At 68.4% G+C, this 18,376-nt stretch carries 15 protein-coding genes; 5 read left to right on the top strand and 10 right to left on the bottom strand.

The features are described from left to right. Nucleotides 1-187 precede the first annotated feature (187 nt). Entirely contained in the window at nucleotides 188-1,090 is a 903-nt protein-coding gene (gene rarD / locus J2W22_RS04575; RefSeq protein ID WP_307117077.1) for an EamA family transporter RarD, read from the bottom strand. A gap of 113 nt (nucleotides 1,091-1,203) precedes the next feature. Here rarD and J2W22_RS04570 point away from each other — a divergent pair, with 113 nt between their 5' ends. After that, the gene (locus J2W22_RS04570) at nucleotides 1,204-2,142 is read left to right on the top strand and encodes a hypothetical protein (protein ID WP_307117076.1); all 939 of its coding nucleotides are present in this window, start codon (nucleotides 1,204-1,206) and stop codon (nucleotides 2,140-2,142) included. A gap of 4 nt (nucleotides 2,143-2,146) precedes the next feature. Here J2W22_RS04570 and J2W22_RS04565 read toward each other — a convergent pair whose 3' ends face one another. From J2W22_RS04565 to J2W22_RS04540, 6 genes are all read right to left on the bottom strand, one after another. Next, nucleotides 2,147-2,446 (bottom strand): YciI-like protein, encoded by a 300-nt coding sequence (locus tag J2W22_RS04565; protein ID WP_307117075.1) that lies wholly within the window; start codon nucleotides 2,444-2,446, stop codon nucleotides 2,147-2,149. Nucleotide 2,447: 1 nt separating this feature from the next. Next, a complete protein-coding gene (locus J2W22_RS04560; protein WP_307117074.1) occupies nucleotides 2,448-3,755 on the bottom strand; it encodes a GNAT family N-acetyltransferase in 1,308 nt (435 codons plus the stop codon). A 14-nt stretch (nucleotides 3,756-3,769) separates the two neighbouring features. After that, nucleotides 3,770-5,056 carry a dihydrolipoamide acetyltransferase family protein gene (locus J2W22_RS04555; RefSeq protein ID WP_307117073.1) on the bottom strand — a complete coding sequence of 429 codons (1,287 nt, stop codon included), beginning with the start codon at nucleotides 5,054-5,056 and terminating at the stop codon, nucleotides 3,770-3,772. A gap of 6 nt (nucleotides 5,057-5,062) precedes the next feature. Then, nucleotides 5,063-6,067 carry an alpha-ketoacid dehydrogenase subunit beta gene (locus J2W22_RS04550; protein ID WP_307117987.1) on the bottom strand — a complete coding sequence of 335 codons (1,005 nt, stop codon included), beginning with the start codon at nucleotides 6,065-6,067 and terminating at the stop codon, nucleotides 5,063-5,065. Nucleotides 6,068-6,081: 14 nt separating this feature from the next. Then, nucleotides 6,082-7,350 (bottom strand): 3-methyl-2-oxobutanoate dehydrogenase (2-methylpropanoyl-transferring) subunit alpha, encoded by a 1,269-nt coding sequence (locus J2W22_RS04545; RefSeq protein ID WP_307117072.1) that lies wholly within the window; start codon nucleotides 7,348-7,350, stop codon nucleotides 6,082-6,084. Nucleotides 7,351-7,608: 258 nt separating this feature from the next. Further along, nucleotides 7,609-9,777, bottom strand: a complete 2,169-nt coding sequence (locus J2W22_RS04540) for a M3 family metallopeptidase (protein WP_307117071.1) — start codon at nucleotides 9,775-9,777, stop codon at nucleotides 7,609-7,611. Nucleotides 9,778-9,884: 107 nt separating this feature from the next. On the opposite strand from J2W22_RS04540, the gene J2W22_RS04535 reads away from it, so the two are divergent. From J2W22_RS04535 to J2W22_RS04520, 4 genes are all read left to right on the top strand, one after another. Next, entirely contained in the window at nucleotides 9,885-10,634 is a 750-nt protein-coding gene (locus tag J2W22_RS04535; RefSeq protein ID WP_307117070.1) for an ImuA family protein, read from the top strand. 253 nt (nucleotides 10,635-10,887) lie between these two features. Further along, the gene (locus J2W22_RS04530) at nucleotides 10,888-12,384 is read left to right on the top strand and encodes a DUF6504 family protein (protein ID WP_307117069.1); all 1,497 of its coding nucleotides are present in this window, start codon (nucleotides 10,888-10,890) and stop codon (nucleotides 12,382-12,384) included. After that, nucleotides 12,381-15,722: an error-prone DNA polymerase gene (locus J2W22_RS04525; protein WP_307117068.1), complete on the top strand. Its 3,342-nt coding sequence runs from the start codon at nucleotides 12,381-12,383 to the stop codon at nucleotides 15,720-15,722. Before J2W22_RS04530 ends, J2W22_RS04525 begins: the two co-directional genes overlap by 4 nt. Beyond that, on the top strand, nucleotides 15,722-16,255 hold the full coding sequence (locus J2W22_RS04520; RefSeq protein ID WP_307117067.1) for a 2'-5' RNA ligase family protein: 534 nt from the start codon (nucleotides 15,722-15,724) through the stop codon (nucleotides 16,253-16,255). Before J2W22_RS04525 ends, J2W22_RS04520 begins: the two co-directional genes overlap by 1 nt. Before the next feature lie 56 nt (nucleotides 16,256-16,311). Here the strand turns inward: J2W22_RS04520 and J2W22_RS04515 are convergent, their stop codons facing one another. From J2W22_RS04515 to J2W22_RS04505, 3 genes are read right to left on the bottom strand one after another with little or no spacing between them, the layout of a single operon-like run. Then, nucleotides 16,312-16,956, bottom strand: coding sequence for a methylated-DNA--[protein]-cysteine S-methyltransferase (locus J2W22_RS04515; protein ID WP_307117066.1), 645 nt, complete (start codon nucleotides 16,954-16,956; stop codon nucleotides 16,312-16,314). Continuing rightward, the gene (locus J2W22_RS04510) at nucleotides 16,925-17,359 is read right to left on the bottom strand and encodes a hypothetical protein (RefSeq protein ID WP_307117065.1); all 435 of its coding nucleotides are present in this window, start codon (nucleotides 17,357-17,359) and stop codon (nucleotides 16,925-16,927) included. Before J2W22_RS04510 ends, J2W22_RS04515 begins: the two co-directional genes overlap by 32 nt. After that, nucleotides 17,360-18,364, bottom strand: coding sequence for a fumarylacetoacetate hydrolase family protein (locus J2W22_RS04505; RefSeq protein ID WP_307117064.1), 1,005 nt, complete (start codon nucleotides 18,362-18,364; stop codon nucleotides 17,360-17,362). Nucleotides 18,365-18,376 lie beyond the last annotated feature (12 nt).

Genomic DNA, 18,376 nt, shown 5'->3' with positions numbered 1-18,376 from the left:
CCGATTGGTTTAATATTTTTGACGAAGCGCGCGACGCGAACTTCTCTCGTCATCCCCGCGAAAGCGGGGACCCATCTCGTGCGTTATCGACACATACTGCCGGTGCGCCTGAGGATCGTCTGGGAGATGGGTCCCCGCTTTCGCGGGGATGACGAAGGATAAAGTGGCCCGAACTGACGCCTTACGCCTAGGCCGGCACCGGCGCGCGGGCGGCGCGGATGCTGTCCCAGGCGTAGAGCGCGCAGCCGGCCCAGATCAGCGGGAAGGTGACCAGGTGGACCGTCTGCAGCGGCTCGCCCAGCGCCAGCGCGACGAAGAACTGGAGCGTCGGCGCGATATATTGCATCAGCCCCATCATCGAGAGCGTCAGCAGCCGGGCCGCGGCGGCGAACATCAGCAGCGGGATCGCCGTGATCACGCCGGCGGCGAGCAGCAATGCGTTCTGCGCGCCCGATACGCCGAAGCCGCTCGTCCCCTGCCAGGCCGTATAGAGCAGCCAGCCGCCGGCGAACGGCACGAGCAGCACCGTCTCGACCGTCAGCCCGCCCAGCGCATCGATCGCCACCACCTTGCGGACCAGCCCGTAGAAGCCGAAGCTGAAGGCCAGCGAGAGCGAGATCAGTATCGCGCCGCCACCGCTCACCGCCATCACCAGCACGCCCGCCCCGGCCATAGCGATCGCCACGCCCTGCCAGCGCCGCAACCGCTCGCCGAGCACGAGCAGGCCGAGCGCGACGCTGACCAGCGGGTTGATGAAATAGCCGAGGCTGGCTTCCAGCACATGATCGGTCTCGACCGACCAGATATAGACGAACCAGTTGATCGCGATCAGCGCGGCGCTGGCGCAGAGCAGCAGCAGCGTGCGGCCGCGCGCCGCCCGCCAGATATCCCGGGCCCGGCCCATCGCAAAGACCAGCACGCCGAGGAACAGCACCGACCAGACGACCCGGTGGGCGAGGATCTGCAGCGCCGGCACGGTGGCGAGGACGTGGAAATAGAGCGGCAGGACTCCCCAGATGCCATAGGCGCCGATGGCGAGCGCGAGGCCCCGATTGCCGGAGGCGCGCGCGGTTGGAGTGGTGCTGGTCATCGGGCTCCCTTGCGCGGAGCGGGGCGCCCGCGCAAGCAAGCGCCGCTTGGGACCGCCAAAGCGATTGCACCGAAACGCTTCCCCGCTAGGCTGTTCGCGAACAAGGGGGAATCATGCCGGATCATTGGGAAGAGGGCGGCCGCGACGGTCATCCGCTGATCGCCACGCTGGCGGGCGCGGCAGTGCTGGTGCTCGCGGCCCTGCTCGGCCCGCGCTTCGCGACGCCGCTGCCCTTGCCGGCGCTGCTGATCGGCGGGGCGGCGGCTGGGCTGGTGCTGTGGCTGATCGGCTTCGCGATCACGACGCGCCATGCCAGCCTGGCCTGGAAGCTCGGATCGCTGGTGCTGCTGATCGGCGCGGGTGCCGGCGCGGCGGCGATCGCCCACGGCCAGTTCCAGACCCAGTCGCGCGCCGATGCGAGCAGCTTCGCCGAGATCGAGCTGGCGCCCGACGGGGCGGTGATCCTGCCCGCCGGGGTGCGGACGCGCGGGCCGGTCTCGCAGCTCTATGCCGATGCGGTGCAGGCCGATGCGGCGGCGGCGCGCGCCTTCCTCGATGCCCAGGGCAAGTTCGGCATGGGGGCGCTCACCAGCCCCTATCTGCTCCAGCAGAACCCGCATGCGATCGGCAATTGCGGCGAGATCGAACAGTTGCGCGCGCTCGCCGCCGAGCAGAGCCTGGCGCGCACGGCGCGGCGCTCGGCGCTGGCCGAGGCGATCGGCAGCGCGAGTCTGCCCAAGGCTGCCAAGCTGGGCATCGCCCGGATCGCCGGCGATACGAAGGAGGATGCGCTGCTCGCCAACCAGCAGGCGATGCTCGACGCGACGGCCGAGCTCTGCACGCTGCTCGCGCGCCGGAGCTGGTACAATGACAATGGCTATTTCGGCTTCCACAGCGGTGCCGACGCCGCGGCCTTCACCGCGAACAAGGCGAAACGCCAGACGCTGGCCGAGCAGGCGGACGCAGTAGCCGCCGCAGCCAAGACGCGGATCCTGGACGGGCGCGAGCAGGTGCGCGACGCGCTGAGCCGCTCGATCTACACCAAGGACTAAAGGCTCAGGCGGCGGGCCTGACCGGGTTCGCCGCCTGTTCGCCGACCACGGTGTTCCAGGGCAGCACCTCCCAGCGCACGACCAGGCCGTTCGCGACATAGGGATCGGCCTCGGCAAAGGCGCTGGCCGCGGCTTCGTTCGCGAAGAGCAGCAGCGCGCTCTCGGGCGGGTCGCCGAGGGCGCCGCCGAGCAGCAGCTCGCCTCTGTCGACGCTCTGCCAGGCTAGGGCGAGATGCGCGTCGCGAAAGGCAACGCGGCGCTCGATATAGTCGGGCGCGGTGGCGTAGCGGAGGATCCAGTGCATCTCAGCCTCCGATGCGGAGCCACAGGGCGGTGGCGTCGTCCGACGCCTTGAAGCGCGGGAAGCGGGTGCAGGCGGCGTCTTCGCGCTCGATCGCGCGCAGCTCCTCGGCAATGGCAGCGAGGCCGCGCGACCGGATCGCCTCGATCAGGCTGGTGTCGTCATGGGCGCCGTAGCTGTCGACCAGCGCGGCATAGCCATCGCTCATCAGGAAGAGTTCGTCGCCAGGCGTACAGGCGATGCTGGCGCCGGCGACTTCGGACATGTGCTCGGGATCGATGCTGAGTACGCGCATGCCGGTGCGGCCGCGGGTGGAGCGGAGATTGGCGAGGATCGGGGCCGAACGCTTGGGGCTGCCCAGGCCGTGCTCGGCGAGGCTGGCGGCACGCTCGGCCTCCGAATTGCGGATCTCGCGAAGCGGGCCGAGCCGGGTGACCGGGCCGCCCGACCAGAGGAAGCCGACACAGTCGCCGAGCCAGCCGATCTCCAGCACGCCCTCGCCCAGCCGGACGGCGAGCGCGGAGGCGAGCGGGTATTCCCAGCGGTCCTCCGGATCGCGAGTTCGGTCGCGCTGCCAGGCGTGGCGGATCGCGTCGCCGACTTCGCCGAACAGCGATTCGACCGAGGTGGCGCGGCTTTCGGTGAAAGCGGCGTGGGCGATGCCCGCCAGCCAGGCCGCCCGGCCCTGCGCGCCGACCAGCCCGGGCGGGCCGAGATCGGTGGCACCGTCGATCACCCAGGCATGGCGCGCGGCGAAACCGGTGCGGTCGTCATTGGGGACGGCGACATCGCCGGCGAGGCTGATCGACTGGAGGAGATCGAAGTGCATGGTGAAGGTCTGCACCGGCTTTGTGACGCTCCGCACCATGTAACGCGCATCCGGGCCATAACTGGAGAGCTTAGCTTTCAGCGCGGGGGAGTCCTGGGGTTCGAAGCCCTGGGCCTGCCAGAAGGCGGCGGAGTCGTTGACCGAGACCAGGGCGATGGGGGCGTCGAGCCTTGCGAAGAGGAGCGCGAGGCCGGCGCGGGCATTGCCGCCGCCGCGTGCCTCCGGGAGCAGGGCAAGGTCGTGGAGGTACCAGCTGTCGCGCTTGTCCGGCAAGCCGCCGAGCAGGGTGTCGAGCGGAGGGATCGCCTCCGGCGGCCAGGGATAGGCGATGAGATAGCCGGCTATGCGCCCCTCGCCTTCGAGGACGAAGCAGCTTTCCGGCGCCAGCGCGAGCCGCTCCTCGAAACAGGCGCAGCCCTCGGGATGGTCCGGGAAGGCGATGCGGGCGACCGCGACGACGCCGTCGAGATCGCCCGAAGTCATCGCCCGCCAGCGCATCAGTCGGCGAACAGCAGCACGGGGGTCTCGAGCAGCTTCTTCACCGCCTGGACGAAGCTCGCCGCATCCCAGCCGTCGACGACACGGTGGTCGCACGAGATCGACAGGTTCATCAGCTTGGCGCGGACGATCTCGTCACCGTGGAAGATCGGGCGCTCGACGATCTTGTTCGGACCGATGATCGCGACTTCGGGACGGTTGATCACCGGGGTGGTCGCGATGCCGCCGAGCGGGCCGAGCGAGGTGACGGTGAGGGTGGAGCCGGACAGCTCCTCCGACTTGGCCTTGCCGGTGCGCGCGGCCTCGGCGAGGCGGCTGATCTCGGTGGCGAGCTGCCAGACATTGCGGTCCTGGGCATCGCGGATCACCGGGACCATCAGGCCTGCGTCCGTCTGCGCCGCCATGCCGAGATGGACGCGGCCATGGCGGGTGACCACGCCGGCCTCGTCGTCATAGCGCGCGTTGATCATCGGGAAGTCGGGCAGCGCCCGGCAGATCGCGACGATCAGGAACGGCAGCATGGTCAGCTTGGGGCGTGCCCCACGATTGTCGTTGAGATCGCCGCGCATCGCTTCCAGCGCGGTGACGTCGATCTCGTCGACATAGGTGAAGTGTGGGATGGCACGCTTCGAGGCGGCCATGTTTTCGGCGATGCGGCGGCGCATGCCGATGACCTTGATCGGCTGGTCTTCACGAGCGCGGCTGACATGCGGAGCATGATAGCCTTGGGCGCTGCCGTAGCGGAGATAGGCGTCGAGATCGGCGTGGCGGATGTGGTTGCCGTCCGACTTCACGGTGGCGAGGTCGATGCCGAGATCCTTGGCGCGGGCGCGGACTGCGGGGGAGGCTAGGACTTTCTCCCTCTCTCCGCTTGCGGGGAGAGGGGCAGGTTCGGTGGGCACGGGAGCCGGGGATACGTCCCCCTCTCCCTGCCCTCTCCCCTGAAGGGGAGAGGGAGATTCTTCCTCGACGCCAGGCGTCTCCGCCTCGACCTGCTCCTCGACGGGGGTCTCGTCCGCCGCGGGTGCCGTCTCGGCAGCATCGCCCTCGACTTCGATCACCATCAGGCCCGAGCCGATCGCGACCATCTCGCCGACTTCGCCGGCGAGCTCGACCACCACGCCGGAGACGGGCGATTCCATCTCGACGGTAGCCTTGTCGGTCATCATGTCGGCGACCTGCTGGTCCTCCGACACCTTGTCGCCGACCTTGACGTGCCAGGCGACGATCTCGGCCTCGGCAATGCCTTCGCCGATGTCCGGCAGACGAAAAGTGAAGCGTGCCATGGCGGATCAGTCCTTCAGGATCTTCTTGAGGGCGGTGCCGATACGGACCGGGCCGGGAAAATAGGCCCATTCCAGGCTGTGCGGGTACGGCGTGTCGAAGCCGGTGACGCGTTCGATCGGCGCTTCGAGATGGTAGAAGCAACGCTCCTGGACCTGGGCCGAGAGCTCGGCGCCGAAGCCCGAGGTGCGCGTCGCTTCATGGACGATCAGGCAGCGGCCGGTCTTCTTCACCGATTCCTCGATCGTCTCGATGTCGAGCGGTACGAGCGTGCGCAGATCGACGATCTCGGCGTCCACGCCCAGTTCCTCGACCGTGTTGGCGACGACGTGCACCATCGTGCCGTAGCAGAGGATCGTGACGGCCTCGCCGGGGCGGACCACCGAAGCCTTGCCCAGCTCGACGCGGTAGTGGCCCTCGGGCACCTGCGCGCCGGGATGATCGGCCCAGGTCTTGGCCGGGCGGTCATAATGGCCGTGGAACGGGCCGTTATAGATGCGCTTGGGCTCGAGGAAGAGGACGGGGTCATTGTCCTCGATCGCCGCAATGAGGAGCCCCTTGGCGTCGTACGGCGTCGAGGGGATCACCGTCTTCATGCCCGAGACATGGGTGAAGATGCCTTCGGGCGACTGCGAGTGGGTCTGGCCGCCGAAGATGCCGCCGCCATAGGGCGAGCGGATCGTGATCGGCGCGGTGAAGTCCGCGGCCGAGCGATAGCGCAGGCGTGCGGCTTCGGAGACGAGCTGGTCGAGCGCCGGATAGATATAATCGGCGAACTGGATCTCGGGGACCGGGCGCAGGCCATAGGCGCCCATGCCGATCGCCACGCCCATGATGCCGATCTCGGTGATCGGCGTGTCGAAGGCGCGCGCCTTGCCGTATTTGGCCTGGAGCCCGGCGGTGGCGCGGAAGACGCCGCCGAAATAGCCGACATCCTCGCCCATCACGATCACATTGGGATCGCGTTCCATCATCACGTCCATGGCGGAATTGATCGCCTGGATCATGTTCATCTGCGTCACGTCGCTCACAGGCCGGCCGCCTTCTGCTCGTCCAGCATCTGCTGCTGCTGTTCCTTGAGGTGCCACGGGATCGTCTCGAACACGCCTTCGAACATCGATTCGAAGGGCTGGTGCATGCCGTGGCCGAGGATGCCGTTCTTCTCGGCTTCCTTCTGCTCACGCTTGACCAGCTCGGCGAGCTCGAGATCCTGCGCGGCGTGGCGTTCCTCGTCCCATTCGCCGATCTTGATCAGATGTTCCTTGAGGCGACGGATCGGATCGCCGAGCGGCCAGGCATTGGGCTCGCCGGCCGAGCGATAGGCGGTGGGATCGTCGGAGGTGGAATGGCCTTCGGCACGGTAGGTGAAATGCTCGATCAGCGTCGGGCCCTGGTTGGTCCGCGCGCGCTCGGCGGCCCATTCGGTCGCCGCATAGACCGCCAGCGCGTCATTGCCGTCGACGCGGAGACCCGCGATGCCATAGCCGATCGCGCGCGCCGCGAAGGTGGTCGCCTCGGCCCCGGCGAAACCGGAGAAGCTCGAGATCGCCCATTGGTTGTTGACGACGTTGAAGATGACCGGCGCCTTGTAGACCGTCGCGAAGGTCAGCGCCGAGTGGAAGTCGCCCTCCGCCGTCGAGCCTTCGCCGCACCAGGTGGCCGAGATGCGCGTGTCGCCCTTGGCCGCGCTCGCCATCGCCCAGCCCACCGCCTGCGGGTATTGGGTGGCGAGATTGCCTGAGATCGAGAAAAAGCCATACTCCTTCGAGGAGTACATGATCGGCAGCTGGCGGCCCTCGAGCGGATCGGCCTTGTTCGAGTAGATCTGGTTCATCATCGTCACGATCGGATAACCGCGCGTGATGAGGATCCCCTGCTGGCGATAGGAGGGGAAGCACATGTCGTCGGCGGCCAGCGCCATCGCGGCGCCGATCGAGACGGCCTCCTCGCCGGTCGACTTCATGTAGAAGCTGGTCTTGCCCTGGCGCTGGGCGCGGAACATGCGCTCGTCGAACGCGCGGGTAAGCGCCATCGAGCGGAGCATGCGGCGCTTGGCGTCTGCGTCGAGGCGAGGATCCCAGGGGCCGACCGCATTGCCCTCGTCGTCGAGGACGCGGACCAGGCCATAGGCCAGCTCGTGGAAGCTGGAGGCAGCATCGGCAGTGTCGGGGCGGCGGGTGGCGCCGGCGGGCGGCACCGCGATGTCGCTGAAGTCCGCCTCGTCGCCCGGGCGGAATCGCGGCTCGGGCACGTGCAGCGCAAGCGGGGGCAGGTTGGCGCGATCGCGCTCGCTCACATGGGCTCTCCGGACATAGGTTCCCGTTGCCAAACGCCCGGGAATCACGTTTCGCGCCGTTGTTATAAAATTTCAAATGCGCGCGCAAGTAGGTCAGAGGTGCTGACCTGAAATGCCGGGCGAAAGGATGGGAATTCAGGGCGGACGGATACCCTGCGACACTAAGCTGCTCCCCGGCGGAAGCCGGGGCCCAGGATCACAAGCGATTTGGCAGAGAAACCCTGGGCCCCGGCTTTCGCCGGGGAACCAAGGGCTAGATCACGCTACGGGAAACCCGCGGCGCTTGAACAGCGCGGACACGTCCGGATCGCGGCCGCGGAACGCGCGATACGCCACCTTGCGGTCGGTCTCGTTGCCGGTGGAAAGCAGGGTGGCGCGGAAGCGGTCGGCGGTCGGTTTGTCCCAGACATTGCCCGTCTCCTGGAACGCCGCCCAGGTGTCCGCATCCATCGTCTCGGACCAGAGGTACGAATAATAGCCGGCCGAATAGGCGTCCGACGAGAAGAGGTGGCTGAACTGCGGCATGCGGTGACGCAGCACGATCTCCTTCGGCATGCCGAGCGCGGCAAGCGCCTCCTTCTCGAACGCGGCGATGTCGGCGACCGGTTCCTCGCGATCATGCAGCTGCATGTCGAGGATCGCACAGGCGAGATATTCGACCGTGTCGAAGCCCTGGTTGAAGGTCGAGGACTTCTCGATCTTGTCGACCAGCGCCTGGGGCATCGGCGCGCCGGTCTTGTAGTGCTTCGCGTATTTGTCGAGCACGTCGCGGGTGAGCAGCCAGTTCTCGTTCACCTGGCTCGGATATTCGACGAAATCGCGCGGCGTGCCGGCAAGCCCCGGATAGGTGATGTTCTGGAGCAGGCTGTGGATCGCGTGGCCGAACTCGTGGAACAGCGTGGTCGCATCGTCGAGGCTGATCAGCGTCGGCTCGCCCGCCCCGCCCTTGACGAAATTGTTGTTGTTCGAGGCGAGCGTGTTGCGCACCCCGTCGAACTTCTGCTGGCCGCGATAGCGGGTGGCCCAGGCGCCCGAACGCTTTCCGGAACGCGCATAGCCGTCGAAATAGAAGATGCCGATATTCTTGCCGGTCCGCGTGTCGGTTACTTCGAAGGTACGCACGGCCGGATCGAATACCGGCACGTCCTTCACCTCCTTGAAGCCGAGATCGTAGAGCCGGCCGGCGGCGTAGAAGGCGCCCTGGAGGATGTTGTTCAGTTCGAGGTATGGCTTCACCTCGCTCTCATCGAGGTCGTACTTCGCCTTGCGGACCTTCTCGGCATAGAAGCGATAGTCCCAGGGCTCGATGGTGATCTTCGCCCCTTCCTTGTCCGCGAGCGCCTGCATGTCGGCGACTTCCTCCGCCACGCGGGCGCGGGCGGCGGGCCAGACCGCCATCATCAGCTTCATCGCATTGGCCGGGGTCTCGGCCATGGTATCGTCCATGCGGAAATAGGCGTGGTTCCTGAAGCCGAGCAGCTTGGCGCGCTGCTGGCGGAGCTTGAGGATCTCGGCGATGCCGGCCTTGTTGTCGCTGGCATTGCCATTGTCGCCGCGCGAAATGAAGGCGCGCCAGACCTTCTCGCGCAGGGCGCGGTCCGTTGAGTAAGTGAGGAAGGGCGCGACCGAGGAGCGGGTGTTGACCACCGCCCATCCGGCGACCTTGCGCTCGTCGGCCGCGGCCTTGAGCGAGGCCTTGAAGCTGTCGGGCAGGCCGGCGAGCTGGGCCTCGCTGTCGAGGACGATCCAGGTCTCCTCGTCCGCCAGCAGCCGCCGGCTGAAATCGGAGAAGGCCGATGCGAGCGCCTGGTTGAGCCGGCTCACCTCGGCGCGCTCGGCATCGGACAGGGCGGCGCCGCGGCGGACGAAGCCGCGATAGCTGCGCTCGAGCAGGCGGAGCTGCTGGGGATCGAGCTTCTGGCTGGCGCGCGTGTCGTACGCGCCCTTCACCCGGGCGAAGAGCAGGGGATCGAGGAACAGCTCGTCATTCGCCTTGGTGAGCTTGGGGCTCCATTCGCGATCGATCGCCTGGACCTGCTTGTCGGCGAGGTTGCTCTCATAGACGCCCCAGACCGATTCGACCCGGTCCATCGTCTCGCCGGCCTTCTGCATCGGCTCGATCACGGTGTGGAAGGTGGAGGCGGTGCGCGCGTTGCGGATCGCGTGGATCTCCTGGCGCTGCTCGGCGATCGCCACTTCGAAGGCGGCGGGGAACATCTCCGCCTTGAACTTGTCCCAGGGGGGCACGCCGCCATAGCCGCCCGGCCAGGGCTTGAGCAGGGGCGAGGCGTCGACGGGTTCGGCAGTCCCGATACTAGAAGCTTTTGCCATCAGGCTCCCCAGGAAAGGCGTTGCGAGTGCGGCACTGGTGCCGAGAAGCGCCTGACGGCGGCTGAAGTTGCGGATCATGTTCGCGATTGTCCCCATGCATTCTGCGATTGCGGCGAGCTTAGGCGCGCGTGGCGGAATGGCAATTGACTCTGCGCCGATATGGAACAAAATGGGAACGATTTTGTCCCCGAGTCGTGAGCAGCATGGCCGATCCTGCCGTCCTGAAGCAATTGCGCGAGACGCTACGCGGTCTCGAGACCGGCGGATTCCGCCGGCGGCCATCGCTGCCCTTCGGCATCGAGGCGCTCGATTCGCGCCTCGCCGATGGCGGGCTCAGGCTCGACGCGCTGCATGAGGTGGCGGCGGGCACCAGCGACATGGCGGACGATTGCGCGGCGACCCTGTTCCTCGCCGGGATCGCGGCGCGCGCCTGGGGGCCGGTGCTGTGGGTGGTGCGGCGGCGCGACCTGTTCGCGCCGGGGCTCGCCCAGTCGGGGCTCGATCCCAAGCGCCTGATCTATGCCGAGGCCAAGGACGATGCCGAGCTGCTCGCGGTGATGGAGGAAGGGCTGCGCCATCGCGGGCTGGGCGCGGTGATCGGCGAGGCCAGGCGCGCGGACATGACCGCGACGCGGCGGCTGCAGCTCGCGGCCGAGGGCGGCCGGACGATCGCGCTGCTGATGAAGCGCGCCGCGCGCGAGGGCAGCGATCCGATCTCGCCTCCCTCGGCAGCGGTGACGCGCTGGCGGGTGGCCTCGGCGCCCTCGACGAAGCTGCCGGTGGAGGGCGTCGGGCGCGGGCGCTGGAAGCTCGAGCTGGCGCGACAGAAGGGGGGCGAAGGATTCGAAATCACGGTGGAGGCATGCGATGCAACGGGTCGCTGCGCTCTTCCTCCCGCTATGGCCCATCGAAAGGCTGTGGCGAGCGGAAGCGCGCGCCGGCGCGCGGCCTGACCCGCGCCTCCTTCCCGCCCCCCAGGCTCCGCTTCGCAAGCCCGCCCAGCATGAGGGCCATTGGCGGCCGGGAGCGAAATGGGCGCAGGTGGATGAACCAGTTCCTCCCCGAGCTCAGCTCGGGGAGGGGGACCCCGCCGCAAAGCGGCGTGGTGGAGGGGCCGCCGGCGCCAGCCGGCGGGCTTCGCCCGCTGCCCCTCCACCACGCGACTACGTCGCGCGGTCCCCCTCCCCCAGCGAGCTGGGGGAGGAATTGGGTGCCCCCCTCGTCACCTCGCTGCGCAATGGCAGCCGTATCGAGATCGCCGCTGCCTGCCCTGCCGCGCAGGCGCTGGGGCTGCGGCCGGGCATGGCGGTCACCCAGGCGCGGGCGCAGGTGCGCGGGCTCGATGTCCGGCCGGCCGATCCCGAGGGCGATCTCGCCGCGCTGAAGCGCCTCGCGATCCTCGCCGCGCGGCGCTGGTCGCCGGTGGTGGCACTGTCGGATACGGACGGGCTGTTCCTCGATATCACCGGCACCGCGCATCTGTTCGGCGGCGAGGCGGCGATGGCGCGGCGCATCGTCCGCCTGCTCGCGCGCGCCGGCTTCACCGCGCGGATCGCGATCGCCGACACGCCAGGCGCCGCCTGGGCGCTCGCCCGCTATCATGGCCATTGCATCTGCCCGCCGGGCGAGCAGGCCGCCGCGCTCGCCGTGCTGCCCACCCCGGCGCTGCGCATCGACGAAGCCGCGGTCGAGCTGCTCAAGCGGCTCGGCGTGGACCGGATCGGCGAGCTTTCCATGCTGCCGCGCGCGCCGCTCACCCGCCGCTTCGGCGGGGCGACGGTGCTGCGGCTCGATCAGGCGCTGGGCCGCATCGCCGAGCCGCTCGATCCGGTGATCCCGCCGGAGAGCATCGCGGTGCAGCAGCGTTTCGCCGAGCCAATCGCGTCCGCAGAGGCCATCGAGCATTGGCTGGGCACCCTCACCCCACGCCTCGCCGCCGCGCTCGAGGCCGAGGGGCTGGGGGTGCAGGCACTGGAATGCGTGGCGGAGCGGATCGACGGGGTGCCGCAGCGCATCCGCATCGGTCTGGCCCGGCCCAATCGCGACCCCGCGCATCTGCTCCGCCTGCTCAAGCGGCGGATCGAAGATGTCGAGCCGGGATACGGCATCGATGCGATCACCCTCCATGTCCGCCGCGCCGGTCTGCTCGGCCCCGAACCGGTGGTCGAGCGGCTGGACGAGGAAGCGGCGCCCGACCTCGCCACTTTGGTCGACACGCTGGCGACGCGGATCGGCCTCGGCGCGATGTGGCGGATGCAGCCGGTCGAGAGCGACGTGCCCGAGCGTTCCGAGGCGCGCGCGCCGGTGCTCGATCCCCCGGCTAGGCCGGCGCAGCGCGGCAAGCGCGACGATGTCCGCCAGCTCGACCGCAACCCGCCGCTGCCGCCCTGGCATCCCGGCTGGCCGCGCCCGGCGCGGCTGCTGCGCCGGCCCGAGCGGCTCGATCACGTCATCGCCGAGCTGCCCGACCAGCCGCCCCGCCGCTTCACCTGGCGCGGACAACCCCACCGCGTGATCCATGCCGACGGCCCCGAGCGCATCCAGGGCGAATGGTGGAAGCGCGACGCCGAGCGGATGAGCGTGCGCGACTATTTCCGCGTCGAGGACGAGGCCGGCCGGCGTTACTGGCTGTTCCGCGCCGGCGATGGCGAGCGCCCGGCGACCGGCGACCTCAGCTGGTATCTCCACGGGGTGTTCGGATGAGCTATTCCGAGCTCCAGGTGACGACGCATTTCTCGTTCCTGCGCGGCGCGTCTTCGCCCGAAGACCTGTTCAAGCAGGCAGCGCTGCTCGGCCTGCCGGCGCTGGGGATCGTCGATCGCAATTCGGTGGGCGGCGTGGTGCGCGCGCTGGTCGCCGCGGAGAAGATCAGCGCGCTCGGCCTGAAGATCCGGATGATCGCCGGCTGCCGGCTCGACCTGGTCGACGGCAGTTCGGTGCTGGTCTGGCCCGAGGACCGTGCCGCCTGGTCGCGGCTCACCCGGCTGCTCACGCTCGGCAAGTCGCGCGCCGATGCGCAGAAGGGCGAGAAGGGCCAGTGCTTCCTCCACTGGGACGACCTTGCCGGCGCGGCCGAGGGCATGGTCGCCGCGCTGGTGCCCGGGCTGGCCGATACCGGCGACCCCCAGGCGCTCGAATGGATGGCGGATGTGTTCGGCGACCGCGGGCATCTCTGCCTGACCCAGCACCGCCGCCCGGGCGACGCGATGCGGCTGCACGAGCTCAACCTCGCCGCCCGCCGCTTCGGGCTGACCGCACTGGCGACGGGCGACGTCCTCTACGACACGCCCGACCGGCGGATGCTGCAGGACGTCGTCACCGCGATCCGCGAATGCTGCACGATCGACGAGCTCGGCTTCCGCCGCGAGCGCAGCGCCGACCGGCATCTCAAGTCGCCGGAGGAAATGGCGCGCCGCTTTCGCGACTATCCCGAAGCGCTCGCCGCTTCCGAGGCGATCGCCGAACGCTGCACCTTCTCGCTGCGGGAGCTGAAGCACCAATATCCCGAGGAAGAAGTCATCCATGGCCGCAGCGCCCAGGAAGCCCTCGCCACGCTCGCCTGGAACGGACTCAAGCAGCGCTTCGCCGGCAAGCCATCCCAGGCGCATCAGGACCTGCTCAAGCACGAACTCGGACTCGTCGAGCGGATGGAGTACGCGCCCTATTTCCTGACGGTCAATTCGATCGTCCAGTTCGCGCTCAGTCAGCACATCCTCTGCCAGGGGCGCGGTAGCGCCGCCAATTCGGTGATCTGCTTCGCGCTCGGCATCACCTCGATCGATCCGATCAAGCACCAATTGCTGTTCGAGCGCTTCATCTCGACCGAGCGCAAGGAGCCGCCCGACATCGACGTCGATTTCGAGCATGAACGGCGCGAGGAAGTGATCCAGTGGATCTACGAGAATTACGGCCAGGACCATGCCGCGCTCACCGCGGTGGTGATCCGCTTCCGCTCGCGCAGCGCGCTGCGCGAAGTCGGCAAGGCGATGGGGCTGCCCGAGGACATGACCGCGGCGCTGTCGTCCCAGGTCTGGGGCTGGTCGAACGACGTCGATGACAAGCATGCCGATGCGCTCAACCTCGATCGCAGCGATCCGCGACTGGCGCTGACGCTCGAACTGGCCCGCCAGCTGGTCGACACGCCGCGTCACCTTTCCCAGCATCCCGGCGGCTTCGTGCTGACCCGCGACAAGCTGCACGACCTGATCCCGGTCGAGCCGGCGGCGATGATCGACCGCCGGGTGGTCGAATGGGAGAAGCTCGACATCGAGGAGCTGGGCTTCATGAAGGTCGATATCCTCGGCCTCGGCATGCTCGGCTGCATGCGGCGCACCTTCGACCTGCTTGCCGAGCACAAGCAGACCTATCTCACCCTCGCCTCGCCGAAGATGCAGGAAGAGGACCCGCTTACGTTCGACATGATCCAGCAGGCCGACACGCTGGGCGTGTTCCAGATCGAGAGCCGTGCGCAGATGTCGATGCTGCCGCGGATGAAGCCGGTCTGCTTCTACGACATCGCGATCCAGGTCGCGATCGTCCGGCCGGGGCCGATCCAGGGCAACATGGTCCACCCCTATCTCAAGCGCCGGCAGAATCCGGACCTGGTCGACTATCCCTCACCCAAGCTGAAGACGGTGCTGAAGAAGACGCTGGGGGTGCCGCTGTTCCAGGAACAGGCGATGCAGGTGGCGATCGTCGGCGCGGACTTCACCCCGAGCGAAGCCGACCGGCTGCGCCGGGCAATGGCAACCTTCAAATCGAGCGGGGACATCGGCGAGTTCGGCCCCAAGCTGATCGAAGGCATGCGCCGCAACGGCATCAGCGAGACCTTTGCCGCGCAGATGGTCGAGCAGATCAAGGGCTTCAGCAATTACGGCTTCCCCGAGAGCCATGCGGCCAGCTTCGCCAAGATCGCCTATGCCTCGAGCTGGATGAAATGCCATCATCCGGACGTGTTCTGCACCGCGCTGCTCAATGCCCAGCCGATGGGCTTCTACGCGCCGGCGCAGCTGATCCGCGATGCCCGCAACCACGGTGTCGAGGCACAACCGGTGTGCATCAACGACAGCGACTGGGATACCCGGATGATGGCCGCGGGGCCGAATGCGCGTGAGAAGGATGCGCGCTTCTGCGGGACCGAAGAAGACTGGACGAGCCTGCAACCGATCCGGCTCGGCATGCGGATCGTGCAGGGGCTTGCCCAAGACGATGCCGAAGCGATCCTGAGGGCACGCGCACAAGCCCCCTTCACTTCGATCGAAGACATCTGGCGCCGCTCGCGGGTGAAGCCCGCCGCGCTGGAACGGCTCGCCCGGGCCGATGCCTTTCAGGCGCTGGGGCTCAACCGGCGCCAGGCGCTCTGGGCGATCAAGGGACTGAGCCAGGCGCCGCTCGACCTGTTCGCCGCCGCCGATGCCCGCGAGGGCGCGACCGTGGCCGAAGTGATCGAGCCGCAGGTCTCGCTGCAACCACTCAGCGCCGGGCGCGAAGTGGTGGAGGATTATCGCGCCACCCAGCTGTCGCTGCGTGCGCACCCGCTCCTTTTCCTGCGCGATCGGCTGGAAGCGCGGCGGATCGCGAGGTGCGCGGACCTGCTGGACATGAAGGACGGGCAGCGCGTCGAAGTCGCCGGGCTGATCCTGGTCCGCCAGCGGCCGGGCAGCGCCAAGGGCGTGGTATTCGTCACGCTGGAGGACGAGACCGGCATCGCCAATGCCGTGCTCTGGGCGGATCGCTTCGAAGCCAATCGCCGCACCGTGATGTCCGCCACGATGCTGGCGATCAAGGGCAAGGTGCAGAAGGAAGGGATCGTGATCCACCTCGTCGCCGAGCAGATCACCGACCTGACGCCCTGGCTGCGCGAGGTCGGTGAGCTCGAGCTGCCGGACATGACCATGCCGGGCGACGGCGCGCGGCATGGCGGCGAGATCGATCCGCGCGACCGGCTCGTCCCGCGCCAGCGCCCCGCCGACAGCTGGCCGCCGCGCCGCAGCCTCAAGGCGCCGGACCTGATCCCGGTGCGCTCAAGGGATTTCCACTGATGCCGAGGAACCGCCTGTTCTTTGCGCTGCGCCCCTCGCCGCTCGCCCGCAACCTGATCGGGGTGCAACGCGACCAGCTCGGGCTCGCCGAAAGTATGGTCGAGAACGACCGGCTGCACATCACGCTCGGCATCACCGAGGATTTCCCGCGCCAGCCCTATGCCGAGATGAAGCGGCTGATCGAGATCGGCGCACAGGTTTCCGCAGCGCCGGTTCCCGTTGCGCTCGACCGCATCTCGGGCGGCAACGAGACGATCGCGCTGCGGCCCAGTCGCAAGATCGATGCGCTGGCCGAGCTTGGGCGCAAGCTGCAAGCGGGGCTGGCCGGCGCCGGGCTGCTGCGCGGCGGCTGGGAGTTCCATCCCCACGTCACCTTGCTCTACCGCAAGGGCCGGCCCTTTACCCGGACGATTCCGCCGATCGGCTGGGATGCGACCGATTTCGTGCTGATCCATTCGATGCCTGGCGAGCACCGGCATGTCGAGCTGGGTCGCTGGCCGCTGATCGAACGGCAAGGCGGGTTTGGATTCTGAGCCGCATGGCATCAGCATAGCTGCTCCCCGGCGAAAGCCGGGGAACTGAAAAGGCTCTAAAACCCCAGCCCCAGCTGCGGCAGGTTGCGGGTGACGATCCCGTCTCGCACCTCGACGCCCTCGATCTCGAGCATGCGCGCCTTGGACAGAGAACCGCCGGGCGCCGAGAAGCCGCCAATCTTCCCGTTCGCCGCGGTCACCCGGTGGCAGGGGACGATCAGCGGCACCGGATTGGCCGCCATCGCCTGGCCGACATCGCGGGCGAATTCGGGGCCGGCATCGAGCAGCTTCGCGATCGCGCCATAGGTCGCCGTCTCGCCCCAGCCGAGCGCACGCACGGCGGTGTAGACGCGCTCGAAGAACGGTTCCTGCTGCCCCAGATCGACGGGCACCTGCGCGAAATCGACGCGCGCGCCAGCGAAATAGCGCAGCGCGTCGTCGATCACCGCCTGCACCTGGGGAGGCGGCGACGCCAGCCGGGCGTCTGGCAGGCGCCGGAGCAATGCGCGTTCGGCCTCATGCGCGGTGCCCGCCGGCAGCCGGAAGCTGTTGATGCCCCGCGCGTTCCAGCCGATCGCGGCGAAGCCCGCCACCGTCTCGAACACGGAATAGAAGCGCTCGCCCGTCATAGTGCAGAGATCGGCACGCGAGCCGCCATTCGCAACCGGCTCAGCGCTCGCTACGACGCCAGGGCCGCCCACGTCCGATCGCCTTCGCGGCACCAAAGGGCAAGCGGGTCTCGAACCGGTCGAGCTCCAGACCGGCATCATTGTCGCCGAGCATCTGGGCGCGCCGCAGCCACAGGCGGTAACCGTGCAAGTCCCCGATGTTGAACCGGCTCATCGCGAGATTCTGCGCGGCAAGGCTCGCATAAGGGCCACCTCGCAGCCACACGCGCCGGTAGAGCCATGCCGGCGTTCCCGCCCGGGACATCATGCCCAGATTCGCCGGATCGTTGCCCTGGCTGAACAGCCCGGCCAGCTCCAGCATCGCATGCGCGTGGCCACGCCGGGCGAGATGATCGAGGATCGGCATGTAAAAGCCATTGGCCCGCCGCTCCATGATCGCGCGGGCGCGCTCGAACAGCCGATCCTCCCGAGTCATTCAGCCCCCGACGGTCTGCTCGATCACCCCGAAGATCGGGTGGTGCCTGTCGTCCTCGGCCCAGATGCGCACTGTATCGCCTGCCTTGAGGAAGGGGGTCTCGGGCTTGCCGCCCCGGATCGTCTCGATCGTGCGGATCTCGGCGATGCAGGAATAGCCGACGCCGCCTTCGCTGACCGGCTTGCCGGGGCCGCCATCCTCGCCGCGGTTCGAGACGGTGCCCGAGCCGATGATCGTGCCGGCACCGAGCTTGCGGGTCTTGGCGGCGTGCGCGACCAAAGTGCCGAAGTCGAAGGTCATGTCGATGCCCGCCTCGGCCCGGCCGAAGGGCTTGCCGTTCACATCGACCATCAGCTTGCGGTGGAGCTTGCCGTCCTTCCACCAGTCGCCGAGCGAATCGGGAGTGGCGAAGACCGGCGAGAAGGCGCTGGCCGGCTTGGACTGGAAGAAGCCGAAGCCCTTGGCGAGCTCGCCCGGGATCAGGTTGCGCAGGCTCACGTCATTGGTGAGGCCGACCAGCCGGATCGCGGCGAGCGCCTCTTCGCGCGACGCGCCCAGCGGCACGTCGCCGGTGACGACCACCACTTCGCCTTCGAGGTCGCAGCCCCAGGCCTCGTCGGCGAGCGGGATCGCGTCGCGGGGTCCCAGGAACCCGTCGCTGCCGCCCTGGTACATCAGCGGATCGTGCCAGAAGCTGTCGGGCATCTCGGCGTTGCGGGCCTGCCGGACGAGCGCGACATGGTTCACATAGGCCGAGCCGTCCGCCCATTGGAACGCGCGGGGCAGCGGGGCGGCGGCGAGCCGCTCGTGGAAGCGCTCGCGCGGGATCACCTCGTGATCGAGATCGGTGGCGAGGTTGCGCAGGTCGGCCTCGACCCGGTCCCAATTGTCGAGCGCCGCCTGCAGCGTCGGCGCGATCATGTCGGCGCTGGCATACCAGGCCAGATCGGTGGAAACGACGACCAGCTTGCCGTCACGGCCGCTCTTCAGGCTTGCGAGCTTCATTAAGTCTCTCCT

The organism is Sphingomonas kyeonggiensis, assembly GCF_030812785.1.
GTDB classification, from domain to species: Bacteria; Pseudomonadota; Alphaproteobacteria; order Sphingomonadales; family Sphingomonadaceae; genus Sphingomonas; species Sphingomonas kyeonggiensis_B.
Note: the sequence above shows the minus strand (reverse complement) of the source record. Positions and strands in the feature narration are given on the sequence as shown.

Coding starts and splice junctions, on each gene's coding strand:
- rarD (WP_307117077.1), bottom strand. CDS start 1,090: ATGACCAGCACCACTCCAACCGCGCGCGCCTCCGGCAATCGGGGCCTC.
- J2W22_RS04570 (WP_307117076.1), top strand. CDS start 1,204: ATGCCGGATCATTGGGAAGAGGGCGGCCGCGACGGTCATCCGCTGATC.
- J2W22_RS04565 (WP_307117075.1), bottom strand. CDS start 2,446: ATGCACTGGATCCTCCGCTACGCCACCGCGCCCGACTATATCGAGCGC.
- J2W22_RS04560 (WP_307117074.1), bottom strand. CDS start 3,755: ATGACTTCGGGCGATCTCGACGGCGTCGTCGCGGTCGCCCGCATCGCC.
- J2W22_RS04555 (WP_307117073.1), bottom strand. CDS start 5,056: ATGGCACGCTTCACTTTTCGTCTGCCGGACATCGGCGAAGGCATTGCC.
- J2W22_RS04550 (WP_307117987.1), bottom strand. CDS start 6,067: ATGAACATGATCCAGGCGATCAATTCCGCCATGGACGTGATGATGGAA.
- J2W22_RS04540 (WP_307117071.1), bottom strand. CDS start 9,777: ATGGGGACAATCGCGAACATGATCCGCAACTTCAGCCGCCGTCAGGCG.
- J2W22_RS04535 (WP_307117070.1), top strand. CDS start 9,885: ATGGCCGATCCTGCCGTCCTGAAGCAATTGCGCGAGACGCTACGCGGT.
- J2W22_RS04525 (WP_307117068.1), top strand. CDS start 12,381: ATGAGCTATTCCGAGCTCCAGGTGACGACGCATTTCTCGTTCCTGCGC.
- J2W22_RS04520 (WP_307117067.1), top strand. CDS start 15,722: ATGCCGAGGAACCGCCTGTTCTTTGCGCTGCGCCCCTCGCCGCTCGCC.
- J2W22_RS04510 (WP_307117065.1), bottom strand. CDS start 17,359: ATGACTCGGGAGGATCGGCTGTTCGAGCGCGCCCGCGCGATCATGGAG.
- J2W22_RS04505 (WP_307117064.1), bottom strand. CDS start 18,364: ATGAAGCTCGCAAGCCTGAAGAGCGGCCGTGACGGCAAGCTGGTCGTC.